The organism is Mesorhizobium sp. ISC25 (genome assembly GCF_042295465.1).
Taxonomy (GTDB): domain Bacteria; phylum Pseudomonadota; class Alphaproteobacteria; order Rhizobiales; family Rhizobiaceae; genus Mesorhizobium.
This window is the reverse complement of sequence record NZ_CP135441.1, coordinates 2494735-2520596: the sequence shown is the minus strand read 5'-3', so window position 1 is coordinate 2520596 and position 25862 is coordinate 2494735. Positions and strand designations below refer to the sequence as shown.

The window sequence follows — 25862 nt, the reverse complement described above, 5'->3', positions numbered from 1 at the left end:
CGACGGTGCTGGCTTGCAGAAGGTTGACAGCGCCTGCATCGTCCAAACTCGGAGCCCTCATCACGGCGAAATTGCCGGGATGCTTGCCGAAAATGCGAGGGGCAATTCGACGTCACCCACCTCAGCTGGGACGAAGGTATCCATCATCTGCAGGGGGTCGGCTGCGGTTGCCCGATTGAAGCGGTCGTAGGCCTGCTTGGCGGCGTTCAAAGACAGGCCATCTGAATCGGCGTCCCAGTGGGATACTCATCAGGGGTCGAGCGGCAAGCGCGCACGCGAGTTGCCGCGCTTCGCGGGCTGTCCAATCAGCCGGCCGGCTCGTAAACGCCGGCAGCCTCGTTGGCAGCTGCGAGCACCGCTTTCATGTCGAGTTGTTGAGTACAACGAGATCGGCTACCGAGCCGCTTGCCCGCACCGCCAACGAACTGAAATCCCGTGCCTGTGTATTATTGCTGACCCTTCCGCGAGCGTTTGGGCTTGAAGCGGCAACGCTTACGGTCTGCCACGCGCGGCAAGTGACCAAGTAGCCTCACTCGCTCATCGCATGAAGCACGTCGTGCTTGATGATCTCGATGCTGCGCAGATTGAGCAGGCGGATGACGCCTTTGTCCTTCAGCCGGGTGAAAACCCGCGACACGGTTTCGATGGTGAGGCCGAGATAATCGCCGATATCCATGCGCGACATCGGCAGTTCGACCTGTCGCAAGCCGCCCTGCCGCTCCGCCATGTCGACCAGGAACGCGGCGACGCGTTCGATGGCATTCTGACGGCCGAGAACCAAGAGATGTTCCTGCGCTCTCGTCAGGCCCTTGAGAGCCAACGGCAGCAGCTGACGGGAGAGATCCGCACCAGTGGCAAAGCGGAAGACGCGGACACTCACGGCGTTGATGGCTTCGGCAAAAAAATGATGGGTGGTGTCGGCTTCGAAACCGAATGTCTCTCCGGCCAGATGGAAGGCACTTATCTGCCTGCGACCGTCCGCAAGCAGGCGGTAAACACGCACGGCGCCAAACTCGACCTGATAGAAGGCTCCGGCCTTTTCACCTTGCGCATAGATTTCCGAACCGCAGCGAAAGAAGCTGACCGGCTGTAGCGGTGTCGGATCGAATGCCGTAGGCAGGCTCGACTGTAAGGCGTGCGACGGCAGTGAAATTCTGGAGCTCGATTGGGCGTGCATGGCTGTTTCCCGGTTGATCCGCAACACAGCAATCGCGCGAATCAGCAGGTCGCGAAATTCGGTTCTATCCCTACGGGAAACTACCTAGTGCTTGGCTGGGAAAGCGGTGAAGGCCGGCAGCGTGCCTACGCGGCGCTCGCCTTCTCGGGAACTTGCGTATGCTTCTGCCGACTTGTGCCGCATTGAAATTGTCAGAGCACGCAATCATCAGCGTCGGTCGACAGCCGTCATACTGGCAGACTGGCAATGGAAACGCGGTTTCGACACGTCGGCAACCGGGCCGAAATCCGCCGCCTGCAATCGCGACTGAAATCACTGGTGAGGATGCAGGAGTGGGCAAACGAAAGCCAGATCGCCAAGATCGGAATCAGAGCCGTCGACATCATCGACGTCGACATGGCTCGCATTCAGATGATCTTCCCGGCTAAGCCCGACGAGGCGACCGGTGGGCGCTGAAAGCCAACGGCTTTCGCTGGTCGCCGTCGTCGCAAGGCACTTGGCACCGCCATCTTAACGAGGCCCGGACGATGGGTGGACGAACGGGTGATGAAAGCCATCACCGCCGAGGACGCCTCGTGAGCCGCGCCGAAAGGGATCGCAATTCTTCGAAGTTATGGAGTTTTTCGGGAATGGCGATCCTTTCTTTGGTGGCGAAGCCGAGGGACAATTGATTGAACAGTTCGCGAGATGCCGATTCGCGCAGTCGCGCCAACTATGCTCTGGCTGCAACGCATCCAACGTTACCATCCATCCTGACATGAACGCGCCGGCAGTCATGCTACTGTGGAAGCGCAGCTGGCCGATCCTACGACATCGTTCTGGCAGCCTGCCATGACGTGAAGAGGAGAGTTCACCATGTCCAGGATGAATCGCCGCGCCTTGCTTCTCAACTCCGCCAGCGCCGTTATCGCCTCGACGGTTGCGGCATCGGCTTTCGCCACAAAGCCGCGACGGGAGGACCGGGAACCGTCCCGCGATCTGCGGGCACTGATCAATGCGCACAAGGCAGCGTACGCGGCATTCGGCAAGGCGATCCACGAAATGGGCGGCAGTAACCGCGACCACGACAGAGCCAGCCGGGCTGAGGAAAGGGCGCTGCTGGCTGTATGCGCCTATCCTGCGGTCAGGGAAGGTGATCGCCGGTCCAAGGCCCGATATCTTTTGAAGATCGAGGCGCGCGGTGAGCTCGACTTGGCAGAGCATATGCAAGCTCTTCTCCGCTCGACGATGGGGGAGGGATAGGACCGGGATTGCGTGTCCTGCTTCTGATCGAGGAATATTCGTGCAGCTAGACCAGGCGTCGAGCCAGTTGCCTATGCCTCGCTCGATAGCATATTGCGAGCGGCATAGAGTTTGCCAATGAAGTCGGTGATCAAGGTCGAATTGATGCCGTCCGGCGGGCGCAGGAGTAGCGCGCGGAAATTGACGGCTGGCTCGAATGGCCGGGCCAAAATACCGCCGATCATGCCGTCCGCAACGACGGAGGGATTGACCAAGCCGATCCCCATGCCCTTCGCTGCAAGGATAGCGATGGTCAGGCCGTAGGGCGTTTCGATCAGGATGCGCGGCCGTACCCCATGCGCGGCCAGGATCTTGTCTCCTTTGTTGTCCACGCGCCAGTTCCCGCTGGTTGCCGCCTTTCCCATCGACTTTGCCGTTCCGACACTAGCTATTGAGAGTATTGGACATCGCGCTCCGCGACGGTCACGCCGTCCGTGACCCTGTCGCTCGGGTGCAGTACCACGCGATCGCCTGGGGCAAGGCCCGACAGAACCTCCGCCGTACGGCTGTTTCGCTGACCGATCTTGATGATGGATACCCGTGTACGGCCGTCCCTTACCGCGAATACCGCCCAGTCGTCTCCTTGTCGGAACAGGGCAGCCACCGGGACGGCCAGGATGTCATCGCCTTTCCAGATCGTGACATGCACGATCACGCGGTAATCATGTCCTAGCGCCGACCACTTCGCCGGAGGGTCGGTGAAGTCGATCGTCGTGCGGACCCGTTGTTCCTCGATGCCAAGGGCTGAAACCTTGGTGAAGCCCGCCGGATCGACGCGGGAGACGCGGCCCTGGACCGGCAGTCCACCCCAGTTGTCGATCCAGACCGGCGCGCCTTGCTTTATGCGGGCAGCGTCGGTCGACAACAGGTCCGCGACGATTTCGAGATCGAGCGAGTCACCGATTTCGATCAGCGGGGCACCAGCCTGGACCACACCTTCGCTCTCCTGCATGATCTTTAAGACGCTGCCGCTTACGGGGGCGCGCAACTGTATGCAGCAGGCGGGATCCAGCTCCGGCGCGGCACCCGATTGTTCGCCAAGTCGCGCCGCAACGCTGTCACGCTCGTTTCGGCGGACCTCGAGTTGGGCTTTCGCACTGGCAAGCGCTGCTTCATTGGTCTCAACGCTGAATTTGGCTGTGTCGAGAACCTTTAGGGAGATCGCTTCTGTGCGCGCCAGCGCCTCGGCCCGCCGGAGCTCCGTTCGCGAAAATGAAAGCGCGGCTTCGATCCGACGCGTTTCGGCTGCCGCAAGGTTCACGCCCGCATCGGCCGCAGCCAGTGCCGCCCGCAGCTCCTCATGCGTGCGTGCGTCGTGAAAGCCCGGCAGCGTCGGCTGCATCACAGCCATGACGGTTTCGTCCTTGGTGACCTGATCTCCCACGTGACGCGGCGGAGAGATGCGTAGGACTTTCCCGGCAATAGGAGCCGACACTGTATAGACGTGGCGCACGCGCGTTTTCGCCTCGTCCTCGATCGTGACCTCCATGGGACCTTTCCTCACCATCGCAAGGTCCACAGCAATGGGCCGCGGCCATGCGAACCAGACCGCGCCGGCCCCCAACAGTGTCACAGCCGCGATCCCGAAAATTCGTTTCATCCAGATTGCGCGCATGGTTCAATCTCGCGTTTTGAGAACGGTGACAAGGTCCAGCTTGTTGAGCCTTCGGCGAACCACGAGAGCTGAAAGCACAGCTGCGGCCAGCACGATGGCGCTGGCGAAGACATAGGTGGATTGCTCTACGATCAGGCGCACCCGCATCAGTTCGCCTGCCAGGTTCTTCTGCATGATCCAGGCAAGGCCATAGCCAATCAGCCATCCAGGCGGCTGCGCGATCAGCGTGAGCAGGGCGAGTTCGAGCAGGAGGATGCGCAATACTTCGCCCCGAGTGAAGCCGAGGACGCGCAGGCTGGCCAACTCCCGCGCCCGTTCGGAGAGTGAGATACGGGCGCTGTTGTAGACGACGCCAAATGCGATCACGGCAGCCAGGCCGGTGTAAATGCTGGCCATTGTCGTGATCAGGAGGGCCACCAGCTTGCGGAAATTCGCGCGCGAGACACGCTGCAGGGCCAGCCCGCTGACGACGGGCATGTCCTTGATAGCAGCATAGAACGTCTCCTGGCTGTTCTGGTCGAGGCTGACGTTTATGCTGTTCAGCGACGGCGCTTCGCGCATCAGGCGCGCGAGCGTGTCTGAATCCATCATCCCGCGGATGCCGAAGTAATCTTCGAACAGGGCTGTCACAGGGACGACAACGGTCCGCCGCGCTCCTTCGAGCACGTCGACCTCGACGGGATCGCCGACCCTCACCCCGAGAATCCTGGCAAGCATGCTCGAAATCGCCAGGCCCGCTTCCGGCAGGACGACCGGCCGCAGGTCAACATCAATGATGCGGTTGAGATCGGCGTTACGCGGCCTGCCGCTGATCATGATGCGGCGCTGAACGCTGCCGTTCCTTATGCGGACGGGGACCTCGCGGTACGGCTCCGCGGCGAGAACGCCCGGAAGCCGTGCTATCTGAAGGACGACGTCGAGCGGGCGTCTTTCCACGAAACTGACGGTGGCGTCCTGTCGGTCAGCCAGGAAATACGTCACGTCGATCAGGTGCTCCATCGCATCGCCTGTGAAAAGGGAAACGATCAGGATGGCTGTCGCCAGCGCAATTCCAAGCGTCGTGAATAATGACCTGACTGGATGGCGAGTGATGTTGCGCAACATCATCGTGGTCGGTTGCGACATGTACCTGTCGAGAGCGAAGCTCGCCGGCAGCAGTCGCCGATAGCGCGGAGGCGCCGGCGCTTGCATCGCGACGGCAGGCGCCAATCGCACGACCTCGCGAAGCGCGCGCACCGCCCCGATAATTGCAGCGACGAGACTGAGCGCGGCGGCAATGACGTAGAGGTCCGGGCTCTTGGTGAAGACGAGGAACGGAAAATGGAAGAAGTCGCCGAACAGACCGGTGATGCGCATCCCCAGCCAAGTGCCCGCTGCACTGCCGATTACAATGCCGATCATCACGATGACGGCGACGAATTTGAGGTAGTGCATGACAATGCTGGCGTTGTTGTATCCCAGCGCCTTCATGAGCCCGATCTGCTCGCGTTCCAGAGCTACGAGCCGGCTCAGTGTGAGATTGACCAGAAATGCCGACACCAGAAGGAAGATCGGCGGCAGCGTCCGGCTCATGTTGTTGAGCATGTCGAGTTCGTGGTTCAGCCAGGCGTGCGAAGTCTGGTCCTTGCGCCCGTAGGCCGCTCGCCCGCCATAGCGCTCCAGCAGGGCGTCGAGGCGCATCATGACCTCACTCTCGGAAGCGCCGCGCAGCAACTTCAAAGAAACGGATGAGAATGCATCATCGAGGTCAAAGGCGCTGGCGAGTGCTTTCTCTGACATCCAGATGAGGCCGAAGCGGCGGTCGTCCGGCATGATGTCGCCTGGTCCGACCGCGTAGATGAACTCGGGTGACAGCGCGATCCCGACAATCGTCAATTCACGTTTCCGGCCGTTCAATATTGCCGAGAATCGGGCCCCGGGTTGAAGGCCGTGGGACAAGGCAAAGCCTTCGTTGACGACGACCTCTTCGGGTCGTCCAGGCTCCGGCATGCGGCCAACGCGCATGTAGAGCAGGTTGAGCGAAGCCTTCCCGATCTCGGGCAGGGATATGACTTCACCTGTCGCCGGCTCCAGATAGTCTGGTAGGTCAAGCAGCACGAGCTTGGCAATTCGCGTGTCGACGGAAGCAACGCCGGGAATCTCGGCAATCCGGTCGACAAGCGTTTTTGGTGCGCGGCTCACCGCAGCAAAGACGTCGGCGAAGCGGTAGCGTTCGTAGTAGGCGGTGCGCGTCTCGTCGAGGGAACGGTAGGATCCGACGGCGAGGATAAGCGTCGCCACGCCTCCGGCTATGACCAGGGCGATGGCAAGCACCTGCGCCCAGAGCCGCCCGAGGTCGCGGAGGAGCTTGATGTCCAGCGCGCGCATCCAGGTCACCAGACCAGCTCGGCGGCAGTTCGGCGAACCTCGTTCTTGCGGATTCTGGAGATCTGCCCGTCGGCGAAAAACAGGACCCGGTCGGCGACATCCTGGATGCTGGCGTTGTGCGTGATGATGAGTGTCGTGGTGCCAAGCTGGGCATTGATGCCGAGCAGTGCCTCGATTACCCGGATGCCTGTCTTGGAATCCAGCGCGCCGGTCGGCTCGTCGCAGAGCAACACGTCCGGGCGCTTGGCGATCGCGCGCGCAATGGCCACACGCTGCTGCTCGCCACCGGAGAGCTGAGCCGGAAAATGATGCATCCTCGGTTCAAGTCCGACCAGGGCGAGCGCCTCGTCCGGGCGCATCGGATGATCGGAAATCTCCGTGACGAGAGCGACATTTTCATAAGCGGTCAGGCTGGGGATCAGGTTGTAGAACTGGAAAACGAACCCGACGTGCTGCCGCCGATAGGCAGTCAGCCTGCGGTCATCGAGGTTGGTCAGTTCCTGGTCCCTGAAGAACAACTGGCCGCTCGTGGCATGGTCAAGCCCGCCCATGATATTGAGCAGGGTCGACTTCCCGCTGCCCGACGGGCCAAGCAGAACGACCATCTCTCCCGCCGAAATCTCAAGGTCCAGCTTACGTAACGCAAGCACTTGCGTCTCACCCGAGGTGTAGGTTTTGGTCAGCGCTTTTGCGGTGAAGACAGTATCAGCCATGGCCGCCAGGGATCGCATGTTCGAGGCACTTCTCGCGTCGGCGCTGAGATCAATCGGCGAGGTCGCATGGCACAGTCACCCGTCGAGGTGAGCGCGACATTGACACAAATCAAAACCGCGTCGGGGGCGGTCATGTGTTCCGGTATCCGCAGTCGACATGTTGTGGGAACGATCTTTCGCGCCGCCCGCACCGGTTGGTTCGGAACCGGCATTGACTTGCCTCAAAGGGGGTCGGCGGCATTTACGCTACGATGCCGCCGAATAGCGCTCGGGCGCCTGTTCACTTGAACTGAGCCAAGGATGAGGCAGATGAAAGCAAAGGATCTAATGAGTCCAAACATTGTTACCGTGTCGCCTGACCACAGCGTTAGACACGCCGCGAAGATCATGCTGGAACATCGTATCAGCGGCATGCCTGTCGTCGATGACAAAGGCCGCCTGGCTGGAATTGTGAGCGAGGGTGATTTCCTGCGCAGGTCAGAACTGGGTGCCCCAGCATTTCCGATAGGTGCACCGCGCAGCTATGAAGGGAAACAGCTGGAAAGTGGCGGATCTGATGACCTCGGATGTCATCGTGACGGACGAGGAAACCCCCATAGCGTGAATTGTTGCGCTGATGCAGGAGCACGGTATAAAGCGCATTCCGGTGATGAGAGGACAGCGTCTGGTCGGCGTCGTCAGCCGCGCCGATCTTCTGCGCGTCGTCGTTGCGACGAAGATCGACGACGCTACGGCGGCAGGTGACGATGCGATCCGGCGCAGCATTCTTACGCGGCTGCGAGAGGACGCAGGGGTCAAAGCAGACGCGTTAACGCTTACGGTGACCGATGGCCTGGTGCATTTTTCGGGCGCGGTCAGATCGCAGAGTGAACGGGATGCTGTGCGCGTGGTTGCCGAAGGCGTCAGGGGCGTCAAAGGTGTGTTCGACCATCTGTGTCTGGCGCATCCGTGAACAGCAGACGGGAACGCAGAGCGATGCGAGCGCATTCTCCCGAGACCAACAGCGTCGCGAACACCTCAGCCATGCAAGACGATCTTGCGGCCCTGCAGCGGGAGACATTCGATTACTTCATCCATGAGGCGAACCCCGCCAACGGTCTCATCCGGGACAAGACCGAGGCGAATTGGCCGGCAAGCATCGCGGCCACCGGCCTTGCGCTGGCATGCTATCCAGTGGGTGTCGAGCGCGGATTTATGACGCGAAGTGAGGCGGCCGAGCGGACCTTGGCGACGCTGCGCTTCTTCTGGAATAGCCCACAGGGGCCGGAACCGGATGCTACCGGATATCGCGGCTTTTACTACCACTTCCTGGACATGCAGACCGGCCGACGCGCCTGGCAATGCGAGTTGTCGACCATCGACAGCACGTTGCTGCTGGCTGGCGCGCTGGCTGCAGGGCAGTATTTCGACGAAGAGACCGACGCCGAAGCCGAGATCCGCGGCTTAGCGGAAGCGCTCTACCACCGGGCCGACTGGCGCTGGGCACAGGACGGGGGAGACACCGTAACCCATGGCTGGACTCCTGAGCACGGGTTCCTGAAATATCGCTGGCAAGGCTACGACGAAGCGCTCTTGCTCTATGTCCTGGGACTAGGTTCGCCGACACACCCTTTGCCCCCGAGCAGCTACACTGCGTGGACCGCGACCTTCCGATGGGAGAGCTGTTACGGCTACGATTACCTCTATGCCGGACCGCTGTTCATCCACCAGCTCTCGCACGTGTGGATCGATTTTCGTGGCGTGCAGGATGCCTTCATGCGCTGCAAGGGAAGCGACTATTTCGAGAACAGCCGACGCGCCACCTTCGTCCAACAGCGTTATGCCGTCGACAATCCGCGTGGATTCGAGGGTTATGGCGAACACTGCTGGGGCATCACCGCAAGCGAGGGTCCTGGTCCTTCCACGCTCAAGTTGAACGGCATCGAACGCCGGTTCGAGGGCTATGTCGGGCGCGGTGTCCCTTATGGTCCCGACGATGGCACGCTCGCCCCTTGGGCTGTCGCGGCATCCTTGCCGTTTGCTCCTGAAATCGTCCGGCCGGCGATCAGTTTCTGCATCCACCAGGCCAAGCTCAAGGCCGCCAATGCCTATGGCTTCAAGGCGGCCTTCAACCCGACGCATCCGGGGACATCCGGCAGCGCCTTTGGATGGTGGGTTTCGCCTTGGCACTTCGGCCTCAACGAGGGCCCGGTTGTCCTGATGATCGAGAACGACCGCAGCGGCCTTTTGTGGCGGCTGATGCGCTCGTGCCGGTACATCCGTAGCGGCCTGCAACAGGCGGGGTTCGAGGGCGGCTGGTTGAGGGAGCTTGAACCAGGCCCGACGCCAACTGCTTGATCGGCTTGGCCGCGGAGGAATCAACAAAGCCGTGAAACAGGGGAGCGTCGTAGTCACGACCTTTCCTTTGGACGGGCGTTCCCGAACGATTCGACGCTACCCCCGGCCAGCATGCCGGTGAGGGAAATCGCATTCGACGGATGCGGAATAGAGTCCATGCTCACGCTTTCAGCACCGACGGCCACGGGCTGCGCGTAGGCCTCTTGGATTGCGAAGCAGGGCAGTGGTAAGTTTGTTCAAATAAAGCTGCAAAATAATGTCGTCGAATATCGAAAATTGATTCGGATCAAAGCGGAACGCACCCATCAGCCTTTGATTAAAGCTTGGTAACGTAGGAGATCACGTCATGGAAATCTCTTTTCGCGATCTTATGACAGTATTCCACGGCATGGGATTTGGGGCGCTATTTATGCTGGCGTTTTCGGGGGCGCTTGCCGAACTTTATCGAATGTCTGCGCCTGGCGCTCCATCCATCCCAAGCGCCAGAGAACATAATCTGCTTTTGCTTTATCTTTCGGTAATGGTCATTCTCGCCTGGGGTGCGGTGCTGTCGGGTGCTTACATCGTATATCCATGGTATCGAGCAGCGGTGCCCCCAGGGGTCACCGACCTGGCCGACTATCCAAAATTCCTGCTGACCTCCAACCCAAAGACATCGGCATGGCATAGCCTGGGCATGGAGTGGAAGGAACACGTGGCCTGGCTTGCGCCAATTGCCATGACGATGGTCGCCTATGTCTTCGCCAAATACGGACCGGCTTTGGCCAGGCAGAAGGAAATCCGCACGGCCGTCATCGGCTTCGCGGTTGTTGCCTTCGTGGCGACTGGGGTGGCGGGCGCTTTTGGAGCGTTTCTCAACAAGTACGCTCCGGTTCGTGGTGGCGCGATGATTGAAATCATCGCCGGTGAACAGGAGGGCGAATAGTCATGGCCACTATCAAGCCTATCAGGCCTGACGAGATTCCCAACGGTCCCGGCGCGGCCGCCATCCTGGCCGCTGGAATTGGATCTGCCGCTATGGGAATATTCGCCTTGGCCGGCGATGCCTTTACATCACTCAACCACTTTTTCACGTTTTACACACCAACCGGCGCCTTGTCCGGCGTCTCGACCAGCGCAGTCATCGTCTGGTTGGTTGCCTGGTTTATCCTTTCGCGCAGATGGGCCCCAAAGAACGTGGAAATGACAAAGGTCCTTTCTGTATCCTTCGCCTTGTTGGCGGTGGGTGTATTGCTGACCTTCCCGCCTGTAATGGACCTGATCCAGGGCAGGTAGGAGAGAAACTCGCTGAATTGGGCGAGCGGGGCTTGGTCCGTCAAAAGCGGGCCGAGCCCGATTCAGAGCCTCGTCCTCAAACCGATTTGATGCGCATCAAAACGCCGGTTCGACGGCTACAATGCTTGAGGATCAACTACTGCCGATGCTGATGGCGGGTTGATTTAAGCCGAAAAATGGAAAACCATCGGGCTGGCGCAATCGACTGCCAGGCCCGCCACTCGCGGTTCGGCGTACGCATCGAACGATGGAAACAGCCTATTCTATTGCCTCCCGGCCCGAAATTTCTTCTACGAGAATCCGAAAGAAGACGTGCGGCGTGCTGTCTGACATGGGAGGTGTGATCGGCTTGAGGGCACCAGGCTCCCACCAGTCCGCGTGCTTGCTCAACACTGACCATGCATGACCGCGTTGAAACTCATGGCCGGTCCGGTCACTCAGTTCTTCAAAGCGGCCGTCGACAATGACGCTTCTCCATCCGCGTCCTTGGCCGTGTTCCTCTACCTGGACGCACACCAAGGGATTGGCTCTCATCCATTCGATCTTCTTGCCTAGCAAGGAAAATGCGTAGAGGTGAGTGTCAGCGTAGGCGTAGTTGAAACACACGACGTAGGGCTGTCCGTCCTTCGCGCATGCCAAGTGGCCGATACGATTGGCCGCCAGCAACTTCGTACATTCCAAACTGGAAAGTGTGCGGATCAGCATCGATGCGATCTCCTGTTTTTTGTATTTCACATCTTGGCAGCCGCACTCGCAATGACGTGGATCAAACTGCTGCGTCCGCTTGGTCGGCAGGGCTCGACCGCGCCTCGGAATGTGCGCGCGCCAATGGCAGCGGCAGCTTCAGGCTTGCAATCGCGGCGAGGCCCATTGCTGCGGCAGCGGCGAAGAAGGCGGCGCCTTCCAGCCCGGGGAACCCGAACAGCAGGCCGGCGGCCGCGGAGCCCACCAACGCCCGAGGCTGACCGCTGCCGACTCGATGCCGAGTTCCATACCTTGGCGTCGTGCACTGATGCGCGACACCCAGTAGGCGGGCAGCGGGCTGATCACGCCGGCCGAAGCCGAAACAACGGAAACCGCAACAGCATTTCCGTGAGCCCGGCAAGTATCGGCACAACTGCCAGACCCATCGCCATCACCAGGAAGGCAGGAGCCACAAGCAGCCTCGCCGCTGCCGGGTTGACGAGCGGCGAGAAGACAAGTCCCTGGACCGCGAACATGACAACGCTACATGTTGCGAACATGAGGCCGAGCGCGGCGGGACCCATTGCGAGTTCGGCGTTTCGCAGGGTGAGCGCGACCTCGAATGCGCCAAGCCCTGCCGCAGCCACGGCGGCAAGAGCGAGCAGCCGTAACTCTCCGGGTGCGAACATTGATGACCCGGGTTTGCTCGCCTCAACACCGGGGGCCGGGCAGCAGGTTTCCAGGCAGCACAGACCACACACCAAGCGCTGCCGCTACAGCGAGGCCGGACGCTAGAAGGAAGGGAACGGTCTGTGGCGGGACAGCCGCGACGCCCAAATCAAGCTTCAGTCCCACCGCGAGCCCGCCAAGTGTGGGCCCGACCACGAAGCCTGCGATCGATGCCATGCTCATCCGGCCGAACGCCCTCGTGCGGCGATCGTCCCCGCCTTGGGTATCGGCAATGAACGCAAGAGCCGTTGGCCCCACGGCAGCCGCGAAGCCGCCATTCAATATCCGACCGACATGAAGAACGGGCAGACTTGGGGCCAGCGCAGAAGCGGCCAAGGTGATGGCAAAGCCGATCAGACCGACGACAAGGACAGATCTGCGCCCGATCAAATAAGACCACTTCCCCGAGAGGAAAGCGGCGCCCACCGGCGCGGCGACATAGGCAGCAGTCAGAAAGCCAATCTGCCGCGCATTGAATGTCTGATCTGTCGCACCGGCAAGCCGCTCGACCATCATCGGCAGGACCGGCAAGACGATTCCGTAGCCGAGCGCAACGACAAAGGCCGAGGCGAGCAGTGCGCTCAGGGCCCATTGCGACGTCGGCGGGCGAGCCTTTGCTGACCGGCACTTCGCAAAGCCGTGCCAATTCTCACGGTCGCCCACCTTTGCATTCGTGCGAAAGGGGAGTTTTGCTGTTCCGGTTGAAGACGATCGTGCTAAAGCGCCCGCTCACCGAGCCTGCGCATTTGTTCGAACCATTTCGCCCGCGTCGTATCGGTGGCATCCGCGACCATGCCGAACAAGGTTTCGCGCACCGGGCTCACGCCGGCGAAACGCAGAATGCTCCGCCGCATGCCGGCAATGCCGTGACTGAGGAACCATAGCCGGTAAAGAACGGCCGGCATGCCCATCGTGACCACGACTCGAGCGGAGCGGCCGCGGAGCAGTTTCCTGGGCAAGCCGCCACCCTTGTTCGGGTAGGTAAAGGCAGTTCCGGGCCGCATCACCTGTTCCAGAAAAGCCTTGAGCAGAGCCGGCACGGTCCCGAGCCACAGCGGAAAGACAAACACAATGTGTTCCGCCCAGACTATCGCTTCAGCGGCATCCTTTAGGCTGTAGGGAATCGCGCCGTGCTCGAACTCCTGCACCGTCCGAAGCATTGGAAAATCGAGTGCCGCGAGGTCGACCCGGCGGACGATATGCCCCGCCAGTTCTGCACTTTCGCCATAGGCCCTGGCGAGATTACGGCAAAGCCGGTCTGGCGACGGATCGGGATGGCCGAGAACAATCAAGATGCGCCGCGGCATGGGTTACCTCCGAGGCGGCTTGGCAGCAACCGGACGTGCCGTAATTTCGGGGCGTGACCCTTCAAGCTGATCATGGCGTACTCCTTCGCGGAGTTTCATAAAACGGCTGTCCGGCTTGGCCCTTGATCGGCATCAAAGAGGCCGGTTCTCGGCGCTACCAGAAGGTCGAGGGCGGCAACATCGTGCCGTAGCCGGCTATTGCGGCGACGAGGGTTGCACCTGCGAGCGGCAACCAGAACCTGATCGGGCCGGCAAATGCGGCCAGCGACAGGCGGCAGATCGCGTTTGCTGCCAGCGCCGCGAGCACCGCCTGGCCAATGGTCTCGACAGGGACCGAATGCTTGACCAGGCGCAAGGCACTGAGCACCGAGACATCGACATCGAATGTGCCCGCAAGCGCCGAACTCGCCAGCAAGCCGCGTCCGCCGAATTGAGCAGCCAATGCAGCGCTCGCGGTCGCGACGATCGCAAACAGCAGGGCGAAGAGCAGCAACGGGCCTAGGTCGAAGGGATTGCGCGCGACGGCGGCACCCTTGCGATCCCCGCTGTCCCGAGCCAGCAGCAATGCTCCGCAAACAGCGAAGGAGAGCGCCGCGACAATTGCGGGAATGCCGACCGAAGGGAACACGCTTGGCTCAACGATCAGAACCACGGCGCAGACGCGTAGCAAAGAAACCATTGCGGCCAGCGACGCCGCGCCAGCGAGCGGCAGAGGATTGCTTGTCGACACGGCGTTGCGGGCCAGCGCCACGGTTACGGCGGTGGAAGAGACGATCGCGCCGGCGAGCGAGCTGACGAGCAGCCCGCGGGTGGTCCCCAGGACGCGAACGGCGACATAGCCGGCGAACGATATCGACGCCATCAGTACCGTCAGGAACCAGACTTCCCACGGATTGAAACCGCCCCATGGGTCCATCGTCCGGTTTGGCAGCAAGGGCAGGACGATCGCGCTCATCACAGCCAGGATCAGCGCGGAACGAAGCTCGATCCAGGTCAGCCGCTTCAGGAGGCCGTGCAGGACTTCCCGACTGGCAAGGATGGCCGCGAGTGCTGCTCCTCCTGCAGAAGCGGCGCGGTAATCGCCAGCGACGGACAATGCACCGAGCGCGAATACGCAAAGGGCTGCTATTACCGCCGTGACACTGAAATCCTTATCATGGGCTGCCTCACGCGCCTTGTACCAGGCGAAGATTGCCGCAAAGGCGATGAAAGCACCGACTAGCACGGACACTGCGTCGAGAGCATCGGCCAGAGCTGCGAGAATACCGCCGAGCAGACCGGATATGCCGTAGGTTCGAATTCCGGCCGTCCGGCTGCGATCGGGCGCGTCCCGCTCTCGCCAGCCACGCTCCAGTCCGACGAGCAGGCCTATGGTCAGTGCAAGTCCGAGCCGGGCGATGAGCGGATCCACGATTTGAAGACTTCAGGCGCCGGCCATAGGCAGGTGGTCGCGGATCCACCTGACGATCTGCCCCGCCGTCATTGCGCCGGATGTGCGCGCAATCTCATGTCCGCCATGGAACAGGATCATGGTCGGGATGCCGCGAATGCCGAGCCTGGCTGAAACGGCCTGCTCATTATCGGAGTTAAGCTTGATCAGCCGAACATGCGGTTCCAGTTCGTTTGCTGCGGCTTCATATGCGGGCGCCATCATCTTGCAGGGCCCGCACCATGGCGCCCAGACATCCACGACAACGGGAAGGGTGCCTCGCTTGACCTGACGATCGAAGGTTCGTGCATCGACGTCCTCGGGGTGGCCTGAGAACAGCTTTTTCCCGCACTTTCCGCATTTTGCGTTTTTGGCATCGCGCGCTGGCGGCAGTCGATTGATTCCGCCGCATTTGCTGCACACCACCAGATTTTCCTGCGCCATCGCCCTTCACCACTGGTATACATGCGCTAGAGAATGCCTATCCCCAAGCTGGCGGGGACTTCCAATGTTTTTTTGCGCGATGGACGATTTTAGCGTGAAAACGGATTGCCCGGCACAATCCACGGCGGCTGTGCGCCCGCGGTGTTCGGACGGGAAAGCACGCTATTCCTTTGCTTCCCGACCCGACGCCTGCTTGATAATGATTCTGAAGAAAACATGCGGAGTGCTGTCCGAAACAGGAGGCGTAACCGGCTTCAGAGCGCCAGGCTCCCACCAGTCGATGTGCTTGCTCAACACCGACCACGCATGGTCGCGCTGAACCTTGTAGCCGATCCGGTCAGGCAGTTCTTCATAGACACCATCGACAACCAGGCTTCTCCATGCCCGCCCTTGGCCGCGTTCGTCGACCTGGACGCACACCAGCGGATTGGCACGCATCCAGTCGACCTTTTTGCCCGGCATGGAAAATGCATAGAGGTGATTGTCGGCGTGGGCATAGTAAAATGGCACGACGTAGGGCTGTCCATCCTTGGCGCATGCCAAGTGGCCGACCCGGTTGGCCGTCAGCAATTTTGTACATTCCAAAGCAGAAAGCGTGCGGATCAGCATCGGCGCGATCTCCTGTTTTTTCGTGACAGCACGGTGTCGCCGGTGCTCCATCGACTCTGAGATCCGGCATCGCGGATCGTAGCCCTGCCGCCAGGGAGGTCATTGATCACGATCAAGGAGTCGGTCGGCCGACAGATGAATCGACAACCATGGCTGGCCCGCCGGTGACTCGCATGGCGCCCCATGTCAGTGTCAGCGTCCATACCGGAGTGGGGATTCGGAAAATGATCCAGATCAAGGCGGGGCCTGCTGCTCCCACCCATCATAGGGGATGATGTGGAAGCCGATCTCAAGCGCTCCGTTCGATCGTGAGCTGGAACTCGCCGTCCTCGATGAGGATGGCGAACATGCGCTTATCTTTCCTTGCATAAAGGAGCGAGAAGGCTGGAAGAACGCCGCCACCCGCGCACGCATCGACGTTCACCCGACCCACTGGCGAGACTGGGTGCCGGATAGGGTTCCGCTAAACGACGGGAACTCTCTCCGCGACTCGCTTTAACGTTTGGATTCCACAACCAACGCCATGCGCACGAGATGCGACAGACTGCTCGCGGCCATCTTGCTCATGACATTGGCGCGATGGATCTCGACCGTGCGCGGGCTGATGCCGAGGTCATAGGCAATCGTCTTATTGGGCAGGCCGGACACAAGGCCGTCCAGCACTTGTCGCTCCCGCTCCGACAGGGCCGCCAGACGACCGCGGATTTCCGCGCTTTGTGGGTGTGTCGCCTCCGTCCGATTGCGACTGTCCAATGCGGAGCGGATCGCTTCGATCAGCACCTCGTCGTCAAACGGTTTTTCGATGAAGTCGGCGGCACCTTCCTTCATCGCCTGAACAGCGAGGGCCACATCGGCATGACCCGTCATGACGATGACCGGAAGCGTATGCCCGCGGCTCCGGAGCTGTCGCAGGAACTCGATGCCGTCAACGCCCGGCATGCGCACGTCTGTCACAATGCAGCCGTCGAGATGGCTCGTGGCCATAGCCAGAAAAGCTGTCGCCGATTCGTACAGGCGCACGGCGAAATCAGCCGTCGCCAAGAGAAAACCAAGCGATTTGCGAACGTCGACGTCGTCGTCGACCACGTGCACAAGATGGTTACCGGTCATTGGCGACCTCTTCCTTCTCCACGATGCGCAAGGTGAACCGGAACGCGGTTCCTCCAGTCGGTATTGCCTCGGCCCAGATGTGGCCACCATGCGACTCAACGATTGTACGGCAAATAGAGAGGCCGACGCCCATGCCCTGTTTCTTGGTGGTGACAAATGGCTGGAAAAGCTGTGCGGAGACTTCCGGCGCGAGACCAGTGCCTGTGTCGATCACGCTTACCTCTGCCATGCCGTCGTCACGGGCCACGGTCATGACTTGCAACTCGCGGCGTGGCACGCCTTGCATGGCTTCTATCGCGTTGCGCATCAAGTTGAGCAGAACCTGCTGAATTTGGATGCGGTCGGTCAAGACCAGTTCGGCGGCGGGATCAAGCTTGTAGCTGACGCGCACGTCTACTTCTCTTGCACCGACCAGGGCCAGGGACGAGGCTTCCTCGATCAGTGTGGGCAGGCGTTCGACCTGGCGCTCGCTCTCGCCTCTTGCGACGAAGTCCCGAAGGTGGCGAATGACGTCTCCGGCCCTCAAGGCCTGTTCCGCTGCCTTTTCCACGGCCTCCCTCAACATCGGCGCGTTCTCTTCCGTGCTTTTTTCGAGAAGCCGGCGGCTGCCTTTGAGGTAGTTCGTGATTGCCGTGAGAGGCTGGTTGATCTCATGCGCCAATGTCGAAGCCATTTCGCCCAGCGCGGTAAACCGCGCCATGTGTAGAAGCTCCTGCTGCTGCTCCTGTATTCTTGCTTCCGCTCTGTAGCGTTCGGTCAGATCCCGGCAGAAGCCGGTAAAGAAGCGGCCGGTCCCAGGATGCATTTCACCGACGGCAAGTTCCATCGGAAAGGTTGAGCCATCCTTACGCATTCCAGTGACGGTGCGGCCGAGCCCGATGATGCGGCGTTCACCGGTCGTCAGATAGCGGTGGAGATAAGCGTCATGCTCTTCGCGATAGGGCGACGGCATCAGCAGACTGACATTTTGTCCGAGCACCTCGCTCGACTGGTAGCCGAACAGCGTTTCGGCAGCCGTGCTGAAGGATTGAATACGGCCCTGTTCGTCGATGACGACCATTGCATCGGGCACCGTTGCCAGGATCGAACGCAAATGATCTTCGCGCAAGCGGAGGGCGGCGTTCGCAAAGGAGAGCTCGCTAACATCGGTGCCTTCGACGAAAATAGCCGCGACGCGACCGTCGTCGGCCTTGATGGGCTGATAGACGAAATCGAGGATGCGCTCTTCGACCGGCTCGTCATGGCTGTTGCGAAGGGCGACCTTCACGCCCTGACCCCTGTAGGGTTCGCCCGTTTCGCACACCTGGTCCAGCAGTTCGTAGAAACCTTGACCTTCGAGCTCGGGCAGGGCCTCGCGTACCGACTTTCCTATCACTTGCCTTTGGCCGATCAGGCGCTGATAGGCGGCGTTGGTCAACTCATAGACATGACCCGGCTCACGCATCAATGTCATGAAACCGGGGGCTTGCTCGAACATCTGGGCCAGCCGGACGTGTTCGGCCGTGGTCTGCCCCTGGCCGCGAACGTCGGTCGACAAGTCACGTGTTTGTCTGTCGTCCAAATCAAGTCCTTTGATCAGGGAACCCGCAACGCAGTCTAGTTATCATTCATCGCTCTTTCTGCACACGCAAAACCATGATGCCAAATAGTTGTTTGATCCCGGACTTTGATGGGGCATCCTTATCTTCCGAATCAAAGGATGCGCTATGGGCCAGGTTCTGCATGGGAGCGCCACAACGACAGAGGCGGTCCGTCGAGCGATACAGCATAGTCAAGAGAGCCTGAGGACGCTGGCCAGGCGCTACGGGATCAACCAAAAGACGGTCGCGAAGTGGAAGAGGCGCGCTTCGGTCGCCGATCTGCCGACTGGTCCGAAGGAACCGAGATCGACGGTGCTCTCGATTGAGGAGGAGGCGGTCATTGTCGCTTTCCGCCGCTATACGCTGCTGCCGCTCGACGACTGCCTCTATGCGCTTCAGGCGACCATTCCGCACCTGACGCGGTCTTCATTGCATCGCTGCCTGCAACGCCATGGCATCGGCCGGCTGCCGGATGTCGAGGGCGACAAACCGACGAAGAGGAAATTTAAGAGCTACCCGATCGGCTACTTCCACATCGACATTGCCGAGGTCAGGACCGAGCAGGGCAAGCTGCACATGTTTGTCGCCATCGACCGCACCTCGAAGTTCGCCTTCGTCGAGTTGCATGAGAAGGCCCCCACCGCTGTATCGAGAGACTTTCTACTGCGGCTGATCGCGGCCGTCCCCTACAAGATCCATACCGTGCTTACCGACAACGGCATCCAGTTCACCACCCCTGGTGCCGGTGGCTCGGCGGTGCCGCTGATCAAGGAGGCAATCGCCAATGGCGAGATCTTCCGCGCTCACGCCTTCGAATACGCCTGCGCCAGGAACGACATCGAGCACCGCACGACCAAGGTCAGGCATCCGTGGACCAACGGCCAAGTCGAGAGAATGAACAGGACTATCAAGGATGCAACCGTCAGACGCTTCTACTATGAGAGCCACGGCCAGCTCGGCCAGCACCTTGCCGACTTCATCTCGGCCTACAATTTCGGCCGCAGGCTCAAGACCCTCAAAGGCCTCACACCCTATGAGTTCATCTGCAAGGTTTGGGCCGCACAGCCCGAACGCTTCAAATTTAATCCGCTCCAGCAAATGCCGGGACTAAACAAATAGTCACGATCAAGCCGGTTGCTAATGCACTTTGACGCGCATCAAGGCGCCGCAGGCCAATGCACCCCATGCTGCGTTCAACTGCTCCAGCGAAAGGCGCCTCCAGTGTCCTACAAATCAATTGCGGTGAACCTCGCCATCGATGCACCTCCTGCGGCCATGGTGAGCCTCGGGGTTGAACTTGCTGAAAACTTCGGCGCTCACCTTATCGGCCTCGCGGCTGCGGATGTCCCGCCTCTGGTCGCGACTGGCGACGGTATGGTCTACGAAGGCGAGATCATGCAGATCCAGCGAACGGAAATCGAAAAACGGCTCGCCGAACTGCGCGCCGACTTCGAGAGGCTGGTTCCTGCCTCGATCTCAAGCGAATGGGGTCAAACCGTCTGCAGCCCCACGCGCTTCCTCAGCGTTTCGGCCCGTGCGGCCGACCTCATCGTGACCGGCGGCGACAAAGGAGAAAATGTCTATCGCACCGTCGATATCGGTAGCCTTGTACTCGGCACAGGCCGGCCAGTACTCGCCGCTGCAAGCCATATCGAACATGTCATGGCAAATACCGTGCTGGTCGCCTGGAAGGACACCAGGGAGGCGCGACGGGCGCTGACCGACGCATTGCCCTTCTTGGCCAAGGCCACCGACGTCGTCATCGCCACAATCGACAGCGAGCGCGACGACGGCATCCGTGACAGCCTCGCAGATGTCGCAGTCTTTCTTGAGCATCACGGCATCATGGCGCGGACCGAGTTCATCCGCGGCGACGCTGACGGTGAGCATCTGTTGGCATTTGCGAGCTCAATCAACGCCGATCTGATCGTTTCCGGCGCATATGGCCACAGCCGCCTGCGCGAATGGGCATTCGGTGGAGTCACGCGCACGTTGATCGAAGAAAGCAGCATCAACCGACTCATGTCGTATTGACCCCCGGCCGCATCGCAAGTCCGCCAGTTGCGGCATTCACGCGAGGGTCATCGTCCGCAGACAGCCCGTTGACCGAGATCAATGCAGCGGTCGCCGAGATGACAATGATATGGCGGGAAACGGGAGTGACCGACATGACTTTTCTCGACTACCTGATCTCAGTTGACGCCAGGACAGCCTTGATGGGCCGCATGATGCGGAAGCTGGGCGTCGACAAACAATTGAAGATCGTTCCAGACAATATAGCCGTCACCAATCGGGCGGTGGACCGCTGCCGCGCCTGCGGACACCAGGACGAATGCTCGACCTGGCTCGACGAGCAGCAGCAAGCCGACGATCCGCCAGACTATTGCCGCAATCGCGACCTGATCGCGCGGCTGCAGCATGCGGCCGGTCAGCGATAGGAGCGTCTCCGGCCAAATGGCAGTTTGCGTCACTAACGTCGCGCTGGCCGCCTCATGGCGGTCAACCAAGACGAGACCATAAGAGACTGTCACTCACGGCAGCTCGGCCAGCGATGCGCCCAGGATCACCTCTTCAAGCCCTCATCCGCGCCCTGATCTTCATCAGTTTCAACGGGTAGTGCCGGCGGCATCGCCATCATGTCGGCACCGCGGAGCCAGTCAGCTTTCAGGTCTGTCATCTCGGTCGATGAGGATGCGCTCCGCGGCTCCGTCGAGGTCCTCGTATTGCCCGCTCCTCAAAGCCCACAGAAACCCAGATAGCCCAAGAGCACCGAGGAACAGGGCCACAGGTATCAGATAGACGAGCGTCGTCATGACGATCGCGCCAGTGCGCCGATGGCGGACCGGTTGCCGCGCCTGCCCACCGTCTCCGGTGCGTTCGTCGCAAAGGACGCCAGGCGCAATGCATTTCCGATGACAAGCAGCGACGAGGCGGACATGGCGATTGCGGCGATCAACGGTGTGACGTTCCCCGAAATGGCGATCGGCACGGCGACGGCATTGTAGATAATCGCGATGGCGATGTTTTGCCGGATCAGTCGTCCGGCCTTGCGCGAGACGTCGAGGGCAAGGGGTACGGCCGAAAGGCTTTCGCGCAGGAACACGAAGTCCGCTGCCTTGCGGCCGACATCGGCGGCCGTGGCTGGAGCTATCGAGACGTGTGCCGCGCTTAGCGCAGGGGTGTCGTTGAGGCCGTCGCCAACCATCAGCACCTTGTGGCCGTCCTTCGCCAGCGTTTCGATAAGTTCTACCTTGCCCGAAGGAAGCAGCGCCGGAACAAAGTGATGGATGCCCAACGCCGCCGCGACCTCGTCGCAGACAGCGGCGGTGTCGCCCGACAGCATTTGCGCGGAAACCCTCGCGTTGTTTAATTGCTCGATGGCCGCTCTGGCGTCTGCACGCAACGCGTCCTCGAAGACGAAGGAAGCCACAATGATCCCATCTTTCGTCAGAACCGTTCCGCCATATCTGCTTTCGCCCCCGGTTCGGGCCTTCCACCCGGCCCATCCGCGCCTACCCAGCCGCCAGGTGCTGCCCGCGGCAGTGGCTTCGATGCCGAATCCGGGGTGCTCGCTGACAGCCTCGAGCTCCGGCTGGCCCGCGAAACCTGCAAAATTGGCAATGGCCTTTGAAAGCGGGTGACGGGAATGCGCGGCCATATCGGCTGCGATTGCCAGCATGGTCGGATCGATCGACGATGCATTGACGAGCCGGGGCTCACCGAGCGTAAGCGTGCCGGTCTTGTCGAACACCGCGACGTCGATCGCCGCCAAGCGCTCCATGGCGGAACCGTCCTTGACCATGACGCCAGCTTCGAACAGACGCCGCGCGGCGACAACCTGCACGATCGGCACGGCGAGTCCGAGCGCACAGGGACATGTGATAATGAGGACGGCGATGGCGATCGTCATTGCCCGGTGCCAGTCGCCGATGGCCACCATCCAGCCGAGGAACGTCACGAAGGCGGTCAGATGGACCACCGGCGCATAGAGCGCCGAAACGCGATCGGCGATCCGGCGATAATGCGCGCGACCGCCCTCGGCCGCTTCCATTAATCGGACCATCTCTGCCAGGAAAGAGTCTTTTGCGGCGGCTGTCGCCTCGACCGTCAGTGGGCCCGTGAGATTGAGAATGCCTGCCTGTACGGCTTCTCCTGACGCCACGGTTCTGGGAACGCTCTCACCGGAAACCAGCGAACAGTCGAGATCCGAGGAGCCTCGCATAATCTTGCCGTCGACCGGAATCCGCTCACCCGCCGCGACCAGCAACTGCATGCCGGGTTCTATCTCGCCAACCGGCCGGTAGTCGCGCGTGCCATCATCACGCATCACCATGGCGCCACGCGCCGCGAGCCGTGACAGGCCGTTCACCGCGGTTCGGGCACGCTCCCGCATCACGTGATCAAGCGTGCGGCCGATCAGCAGGAAGAACAGCAGCGATACCGATGCGTCGAAGTAAGCGTGGTCGCCATGGTTGATGGTTTCGTAGAGGCTCATCGCGTAGGCGAGTGAGACCCCAACAGCAATCGGCACATCCATGTTCATGCGGCCGTGGCGCAACGCGTTCCATGCCGAGCGGAAGTAAATGCCGCCGGCGAAGGCGAGGGCAGGGATGGCAATCAGCGCCGAGATCCAATGGAACAGGTCGCGGGTCGCACCTTCAGCGCCGGACCAGACCGAGACCGAAAGCAGCATGATGTTGCCCGCCGCAAAGCCGGCAACCGCGACGGCGCGAATCAGTTCCGAAAGCGTCTTGTCTTTTTCATCAGCCTCGGGCTCGAAAAGATGCGCTGGGTAGCCCAGCCGCTCAAGCGCTGCGACGAATGGCGGTGCCTCATTCCCACGCCATCGGATCGAAACCCGTTTCGTCGACAAGTTGACCCTTGCGTCTTCGAGGCGATCGAGCTTTTCGAGTGCTGTCTCGATCGTCTGTATGCAGGCGCCGCAGTGAACAGTCGGCACTGAGAGATCGGTCTGGTGAAGATCATCGCCAAGCGAGCGGCTCGCCAATTTGACTTCCTGGTTCGACGGCAAGACGGGTGTGACCCTATCGAGAGCCAGCGCCATTTCAGCGCCCGGCGCGCAGCAGCTCATTGCAGCGCTCCTTGGGAAATCATGATCCGACGGACATCGCGATAGGGTTCGGCGAGACCAGCATCGGCATCGACTTCTACGATCCAGACGCCATCTCTCGGCGTGTGCTGCACCGCAAATTCCTGGCCTGTAGTTGAGGCCAGAGTGAGGGACTTGTCCTCCGCCTCGTAAGCGGGGTGGCGAAACAGAACCTTCACAGAATGCAGGGGAATGGGCTTGCCGGCGGCATCGCTGAGGCTGTAGCGGACCTCGCCCCATGCGATGGTGAGTTTGCTGGTCCAGCCGAGTGCGGCCTGCGCGCGCCCCTCCTCGGCCTTCTTGTTGAACTGCTGGCTCGCCACATAGGTGTTTTCAACGACAAGACCGGTCCAGCTCGTGCTGGCCAGCGTCGCCATGGTCACATTCACGCCAACAACCACGCCGAAAAAGCCGAGAATGGTAAGCAGCATATGCCTTCCGGTAAATTCGCGGGGCCTTCGCACATTGACGCTCATCTAAGGATCTCCGGTGCGTTGAACGTGGCCGTGTATTCATCGACTTCGAAACTTGCCTTGTCTTCAACCCGGAACTTGAATGTCTGCGCTTGCCCCTTGAGCTGTTCAGCCGGCTGGCGGACGAAAACCTTCAGCATCTTCAGCCGGTCTGGTTCGACGGCGATGGCAAATGAGCGATCTCCAGGCAGGTCGATCCCGACGACGTTCATTTCGGCGCCTTGTAAGCCCTGCATGGTGACGACAATCGTCCTTGGCTCGGGGATCATGTTGAGCAGCTTGACGGTGTAACCATTGCGAATCGATCCATCGGACAGCGTCACGAACTGCGGATTGCGGTCGTGCAGAACGCTGACCTCGAGCCGGTCGCGCGTCAGCAGCGAATAGAGCAGGGCAAGGCCGATCGCCGACCACGCGCCCATATAGACGAAGGTTCGTGGCCTGAAGATCTTGCGGAGATGGAAATGGGCCAACCTATCGGAGAAAACGCCGCCGTCGGTCCGCACGAGCGACGGGTTCACCGAGCAAGAGCCGCCTGCGGTGGCTACCGCCATGTTGGCGTTGTAATCGGACAGCGTCGCATAGGAGATCAGTCCCCGCTCCTTGCCGAGCTTGTCCATGACGCCGTCGCAAGCGTCGATGCAGAGCGCGCACGTGATGCATTCGAGCTGCTGGCCGTCGCGAATGTCGATCCCCATCGGGCAGACGGCGACACAGGCATTGCAATCGACGCAGTCTCCAACCGGCTGCCCCGCGGCAAGCACCTTCTTGGCGTGGCGCGAACGCGGCTCGCCGCGCCAATCATTGTACGTTACGGTGAGCGAATTCTCGTCGAGCATGGCCGCCTGGATGCGCGGCCATGGGCACATATAGGTGCAGACCTGCTCGCGCATCAGTCCGCCGAACGTGTAGGTGGTCGCCGTCAGCACCGCGATGGTGATGTAGGCGATGGGCGCTGCGGTCCCGGTGAAGACCTCTCGAATTAAAGTTGGCGCATTGGCAAAATAGAAGATCCAGGCACCCCCCGTTGCTGCGCCTATGACCAGCCAGATAGCGTGTTTGGATACACGCAGCACAAGCTTGCGTGCGGCCCAGGGCCCGGCATCGAGTTTCATGCGCGCGTTGCGGTCGCCCTCGATCGCACGTTCGACAACCAGAAACAGGTCGACCCATACGGTCTGTGGGCAGGTATAGCCGCACCAGGCCCGGCCGACCGTGGAAGTGACCAGGAAAAGGCCGATGCCGGCCATGACCAGCAGGCCGGCAACATAGTAGAATTCCTGCGGCCAAATCTCGATGAAAAAGAAGTAAAAGCGGCGATTGGCGAGATCGATCAGCACAGCCTGGTCGGGGGCAAACGGCCCCCGATCCCAACGCAGCCAAGGCGTCAGGTAGTAAATGCCCAGCGTGATTGCCATCACCAGCCACTTGAAGCGACGAAAGCTGCCTGAAGCGCGCTTCGGGAAGATCTTCTTGCGTGCGGCATAGAGCGGCTGACGCGTTTTGGCCGAGTTGACCGCCTCGGCCTCAAGTCGCTCTACCTGAATGTTGTCCAGCACGAATATCTCCAGTCGCGCAGCCGATCATTTTTGCCGTGCAACCGGACATCTCTGATGTGGAAG

Annotated in this window: 27 protein-coding genes and 1 pseudogene; 9 read left to right on the top strand and 19 right to left on the bottom strand. The window is 60.8% G+C overall.

Annotation, left to right across the window (positions count from 1 at the left end; all coding sequences use genetic code 11):
- Positions 1-529: 529 nt before the first annotated feature.
- On the bottom strand, positions 530-1177 hold the full coding sequence (locus RQ479_RS12725) for a helix-turn-helix domain-containing protein (RefSeq protein ID WP_376705331.1): 648 nt from the start codon (positions 1175-1177) through the stop codon (positions 530-532).
- A gap of 246 nt (positions 1178-1423) precedes the next feature.
- Here RQ479_RS12725 and RQ479_RS12720 point away from each other — a divergent pair, with 246 nt between their 5' ends.
- Together RQ479_RS12720 and RQ479_RS12715 are read left to right on the top strand one after the other, a co-directional pair.
- Positions 1424-1633, top strand: coding sequence for a hypothetical protein (locus RQ479_RS12720; protein ID WP_352978019.1), 210 nt, complete (start codon positions 1424-1426; stop codon positions 1631-1633).
- A gap of 399 nt (positions 1634-2032) precedes the next feature.
- On the top strand, positions 2033-2419 hold the full coding sequence (locus RQ479_RS12715) for a hypothetical protein (RefSeq protein WP_376705330.1): 387 nt from the start codon (positions 2033-2035) through the stop codon (positions 2417-2419).
- Positions 2420-2490: 71 nt separating this feature from the next.
- Here the strand turns inward: RQ479_RS12715 and RQ479_RS12710 are convergent, their stop codons facing one another.
- The 4 genes from RQ479_RS12710 to RQ479_RS12695 are packed head-to-tail and all read right to left on the bottom strand — an operon-like array spanning position 2491 to position 7153.
- A complete protein-coding gene (locus RQ479_RS12710) occupies positions 2491-2790 on the bottom strand; it encodes a LysR substrate-binding domain-containing protein (protein WP_376705329.1) in 300 nt (99 codons plus the stop codon).
- A gap of 56 nt (positions 2791-2846) precedes the next feature.
- Positions 2847-4073, bottom strand: coding sequence for an efflux RND transporter periplasmic adaptor subunit (locus tag RQ479_RS12705; RefSeq protein WP_376705328.1), 1227 nt, complete (start codon positions 4071-4073; stop codon positions 2847-2849).
- Between the two features lie 3 nt (positions 4074-4076).
- Complete coding sequence (locus tag RQ479_RS12700; RefSeq protein ID WP_376705923.1) at positions 4077-6440, bottom strand: ABC transporter permease; 2364 nt, start codon at positions 6438-6440, stop codon at positions 4077-4079.
- A gap of 5 nt (positions 6441-6445) precedes the next feature.
- The gene (locus tag RQ479_RS12695) at positions 6446-7153 is read right to left on the bottom strand and encodes an ABC transporter ATP-binding protein (RefSeq protein ID WP_376705327.1); all 708 of its coding nucleotides are present in this window, start codon (positions 7151-7153) and stop codon (positions 6446-6448) included.
- A gap of 309 nt (positions 7154-7462) precedes the next feature.
- Here RQ479_RS12695 and RQ479_RS12690 point away from each other — a divergent pair.
- The 4 genes and pseudogenes from RQ479_RS12690 to RQ479_RS12675 all read left to right on the top strand — a co-directional run bounded on the left by RQ479_RS12690 (position 7463) and on the right by RQ479_RS12675 (position 10765).
- A pseudogene (locus RQ479_RS12690) lies at positions 7463-8105 on the top strand (CBS domain-containing protein).
- Positions 8106-8128: 23 nt separating this feature from the next.
- Complete coding sequence (locus RQ479_RS12685; protein ID WP_376705326.1) at positions 8129-9490, top strand: glucoamylase family protein; 1362 nt, start codon at positions 8129-8131, stop codon at positions 9488-9490.
- A gap of 346 nt (positions 9491-9836) precedes the next feature.
- A complete protein-coding gene (locus RQ479_RS12680) occupies positions 9837-10415 on the top strand; it encodes a hypothetical protein (RefSeq protein WP_376705325.1) in 579 nt (192 codons plus the stop codon).
- 2 nt (positions 10416-10417) lie between these two features.
- Positions 10418-10765 carry a hypothetical protein gene (locus RQ479_RS12675; protein WP_376705324.1) on the top strand — a complete coding sequence of 116 codons (348 nt, stop codon included), beginning with the start codon at positions 10418-10420 and terminating at the stop codon, positions 10763-10765.
- A gap of 258 nt (positions 10766-11023) precedes the next feature.
- On the opposite strand, the gene RQ479_RS12670 is transcribed toward RQ479_RS12675, so the two are convergent.
- The 10 genes from RQ479_RS12670 to RQ479_RS12625 all read right to left on the bottom strand — a co-directional run bounded on the left by RQ479_RS12670 (position 11024) and on the right by RQ479_RS12625 (position 18554).
- On the bottom strand, positions 11024-11470 hold the full coding sequence (locus RQ479_RS12670; protein ID WP_376705323.1) for a pyridoxamine 5'-phosphate oxidase family protein: 447 nt from the start codon (positions 11468-11470) through the stop codon (positions 11024-11026).
- 61 nt (positions 11471-11531) lie between these two features.
- On the bottom strand, positions 11532-11714 hold the full coding sequence (locus RQ479_RS12665) for a hypothetical protein (RefSeq protein WP_376705322.1): 183 nt from the start codon (positions 11712-11714) through the stop codon (positions 11532-11534).
- Positions 11715-11811: 97 nt separating this feature from the next.
- Positions 11812-12138: a hypothetical protein gene (locus tag RQ479_RS12660; protein ID WP_376705321.1), complete on the bottom strand. Its 327-nt coding sequence runs from the start codon at positions 12136-12138 to the stop codon at positions 11812-11814.
- A 22-nt stretch (positions 12139-12160) separates the two neighbouring features.
- Positions 12161-12709: an MFS transporter gene (locus RQ479_RS12655; RefSeq protein ID WP_376705320.1), complete on the bottom strand. Its 549-nt coding sequence runs from the start codon at positions 12707-12709 to the stop codon at positions 12161-12163.
- 185 nt (positions 12710-12894) lie between these two features.
- The gene (locus RQ479_RS12650) at positions 12895-13485 is read right to left on the bottom strand and encodes an NAD(P)H-dependent oxidoreductase (RefSeq protein ID WP_376705319.1); all 591 of its coding nucleotides are present in this window, start codon (positions 13483-13485) and stop codon (positions 12895-12897) included.
- Positions 13486-13639: 154 nt separating this feature from the next.
- A complete protein-coding gene (locus RQ479_RS12645; protein WP_376705318.1) occupies positions 13640-14896 on the bottom strand; it encodes an MgtC/SapB family protein in 1257 nt (418 codons plus the stop codon).
- A gap of 12 nt (positions 14897-14908) precedes the next feature.
- Positions 14909-15358 carry a thioredoxin TrxC gene (gene trxC, locus RQ479_RS12640; RefSeq protein ID WP_376705317.1) on the bottom strand — a complete coding sequence of 150 codons (450 nt, stop codon included), beginning with the start codon at positions 15356-15358 and terminating at the stop codon, positions 14909-14911.
- Between the two features lie 162 nt (positions 15359-15520).
- Positions 15521-15967 carry a pyridoxamine 5'-phosphate oxidase family protein gene (locus tag RQ479_RS12635; protein WP_376705316.1) on the bottom strand — a complete coding sequence of 149 codons (447 nt, stop codon included), beginning with the start codon at positions 15965-15967 and terminating at the stop codon, positions 15521-15523.
- Between the two features lie 495 nt (positions 15968-16462).
- On the bottom strand, positions 16463-17077 hold the full coding sequence (fixJ, locus tag RQ479_RS12630) for a response regulator FixJ (protein ID WP_376705315.1): 615 nt from the start codon (positions 17075-17077) through the stop codon (positions 16463-16465).
- Positions 17067-18554: a PAS domain S-box protein gene (locus tag RQ479_RS12625; RefSeq protein ID WP_376705922.1), complete on the bottom strand. Its 1488-nt coding sequence runs from the start codon at positions 18552-18554 to the stop codon at positions 17067-17069. Before RQ479_RS12625 ends, fixJ begins: the two co-directional genes overlap by 11 nt.
- Positions 18555-18783: 229 nt before the next feature.
- Here RQ479_RS12625 and RQ479_RS12620 point away from each other — a divergent pair, with 229 nt between their 5' ends.
- From RQ479_RS12620 to RQ479_RS12610, 3 genes are all read left to right on the top strand, one after another.
- A complete protein-coding gene (locus tag RQ479_RS12620) occupies positions 18784-19776 on the top strand; it encodes an IS481 family transposase (RefSeq protein WP_376705314.1) in 993 nt (330 codons plus the stop codon).
- A 102-nt stretch (positions 19777-19878) separates the two neighbouring features.
- Positions 19879-20691 (top strand): universal stress protein, encoded by an 813-nt coding sequence (locus tag RQ479_RS12615; protein ID WP_376705313.1) that lies wholly within the window; start codon positions 19879-19881, stop codon positions 20689-20691.
- Positions 20692-20825: 134 nt separating this feature from the next.
- Positions 20826-21095 (top strand): DUF6455 family protein, encoded by a 270-nt coding sequence (locus RQ479_RS12610; protein WP_292656670.1) that lies wholly within the window; start codon positions 20826-20828, stop codon positions 21093-21095.
- A 219-nt stretch (positions 21096-21314) separates the two neighbouring features.
- On the opposite strand, the gene ccoS is transcribed toward RQ479_RS12610, so the two are convergent.
- The 4 genes from ccoS to ccoG are packed head-to-tail and all read right to left on the bottom strand — an operon-like array spanning position 21315 to position 25799.
- Positions 21315-21470, bottom strand: coding sequence for a cbb3-type cytochrome oxidase assembly protein CcoS (ccoS, locus tag RQ479_RS12605; RefSeq protein ID WP_292656569.1), 156 nt, complete (start codon positions 21468-21470; stop codon positions 21315-21317).
- A complete protein-coding gene (locus RQ479_RS12600) occupies positions 21467-23749 on the bottom strand; it encodes a copper-translocating P-type ATPase (RefSeq protein WP_376705312.1) in 2283 nt (760 codons plus the stop codon). Before RQ479_RS12600 ends, ccoS begins: the two co-directional genes overlap by 4 nt.
- A complete protein-coding gene (locus RQ479_RS12595; RefSeq protein ID WP_376705311.1) occupies positions 23746-24243 on the bottom strand; it encodes a FixH family protein in 498 nt (165 codons plus the stop codon). Before RQ479_RS12595 ends, RQ479_RS12600 begins: the two co-directional genes overlap by 4 nt.
- Positions 24240-25799: a cytochrome c oxidase accessory protein CcoG gene (ccoG, locus tag RQ479_RS12590; RefSeq protein WP_376705310.1), complete on the bottom strand. Its 1560-nt coding sequence runs from the start codon at positions 25797-25799 to the stop codon at positions 24240-24242. The genes RQ479_RS12595 and ccoG overlap by 4 nt, the downstream gene beginning before the upstream one ends.
- Between the last annotated feature and the right edge of the window lie 63 nt (positions 25800-25862).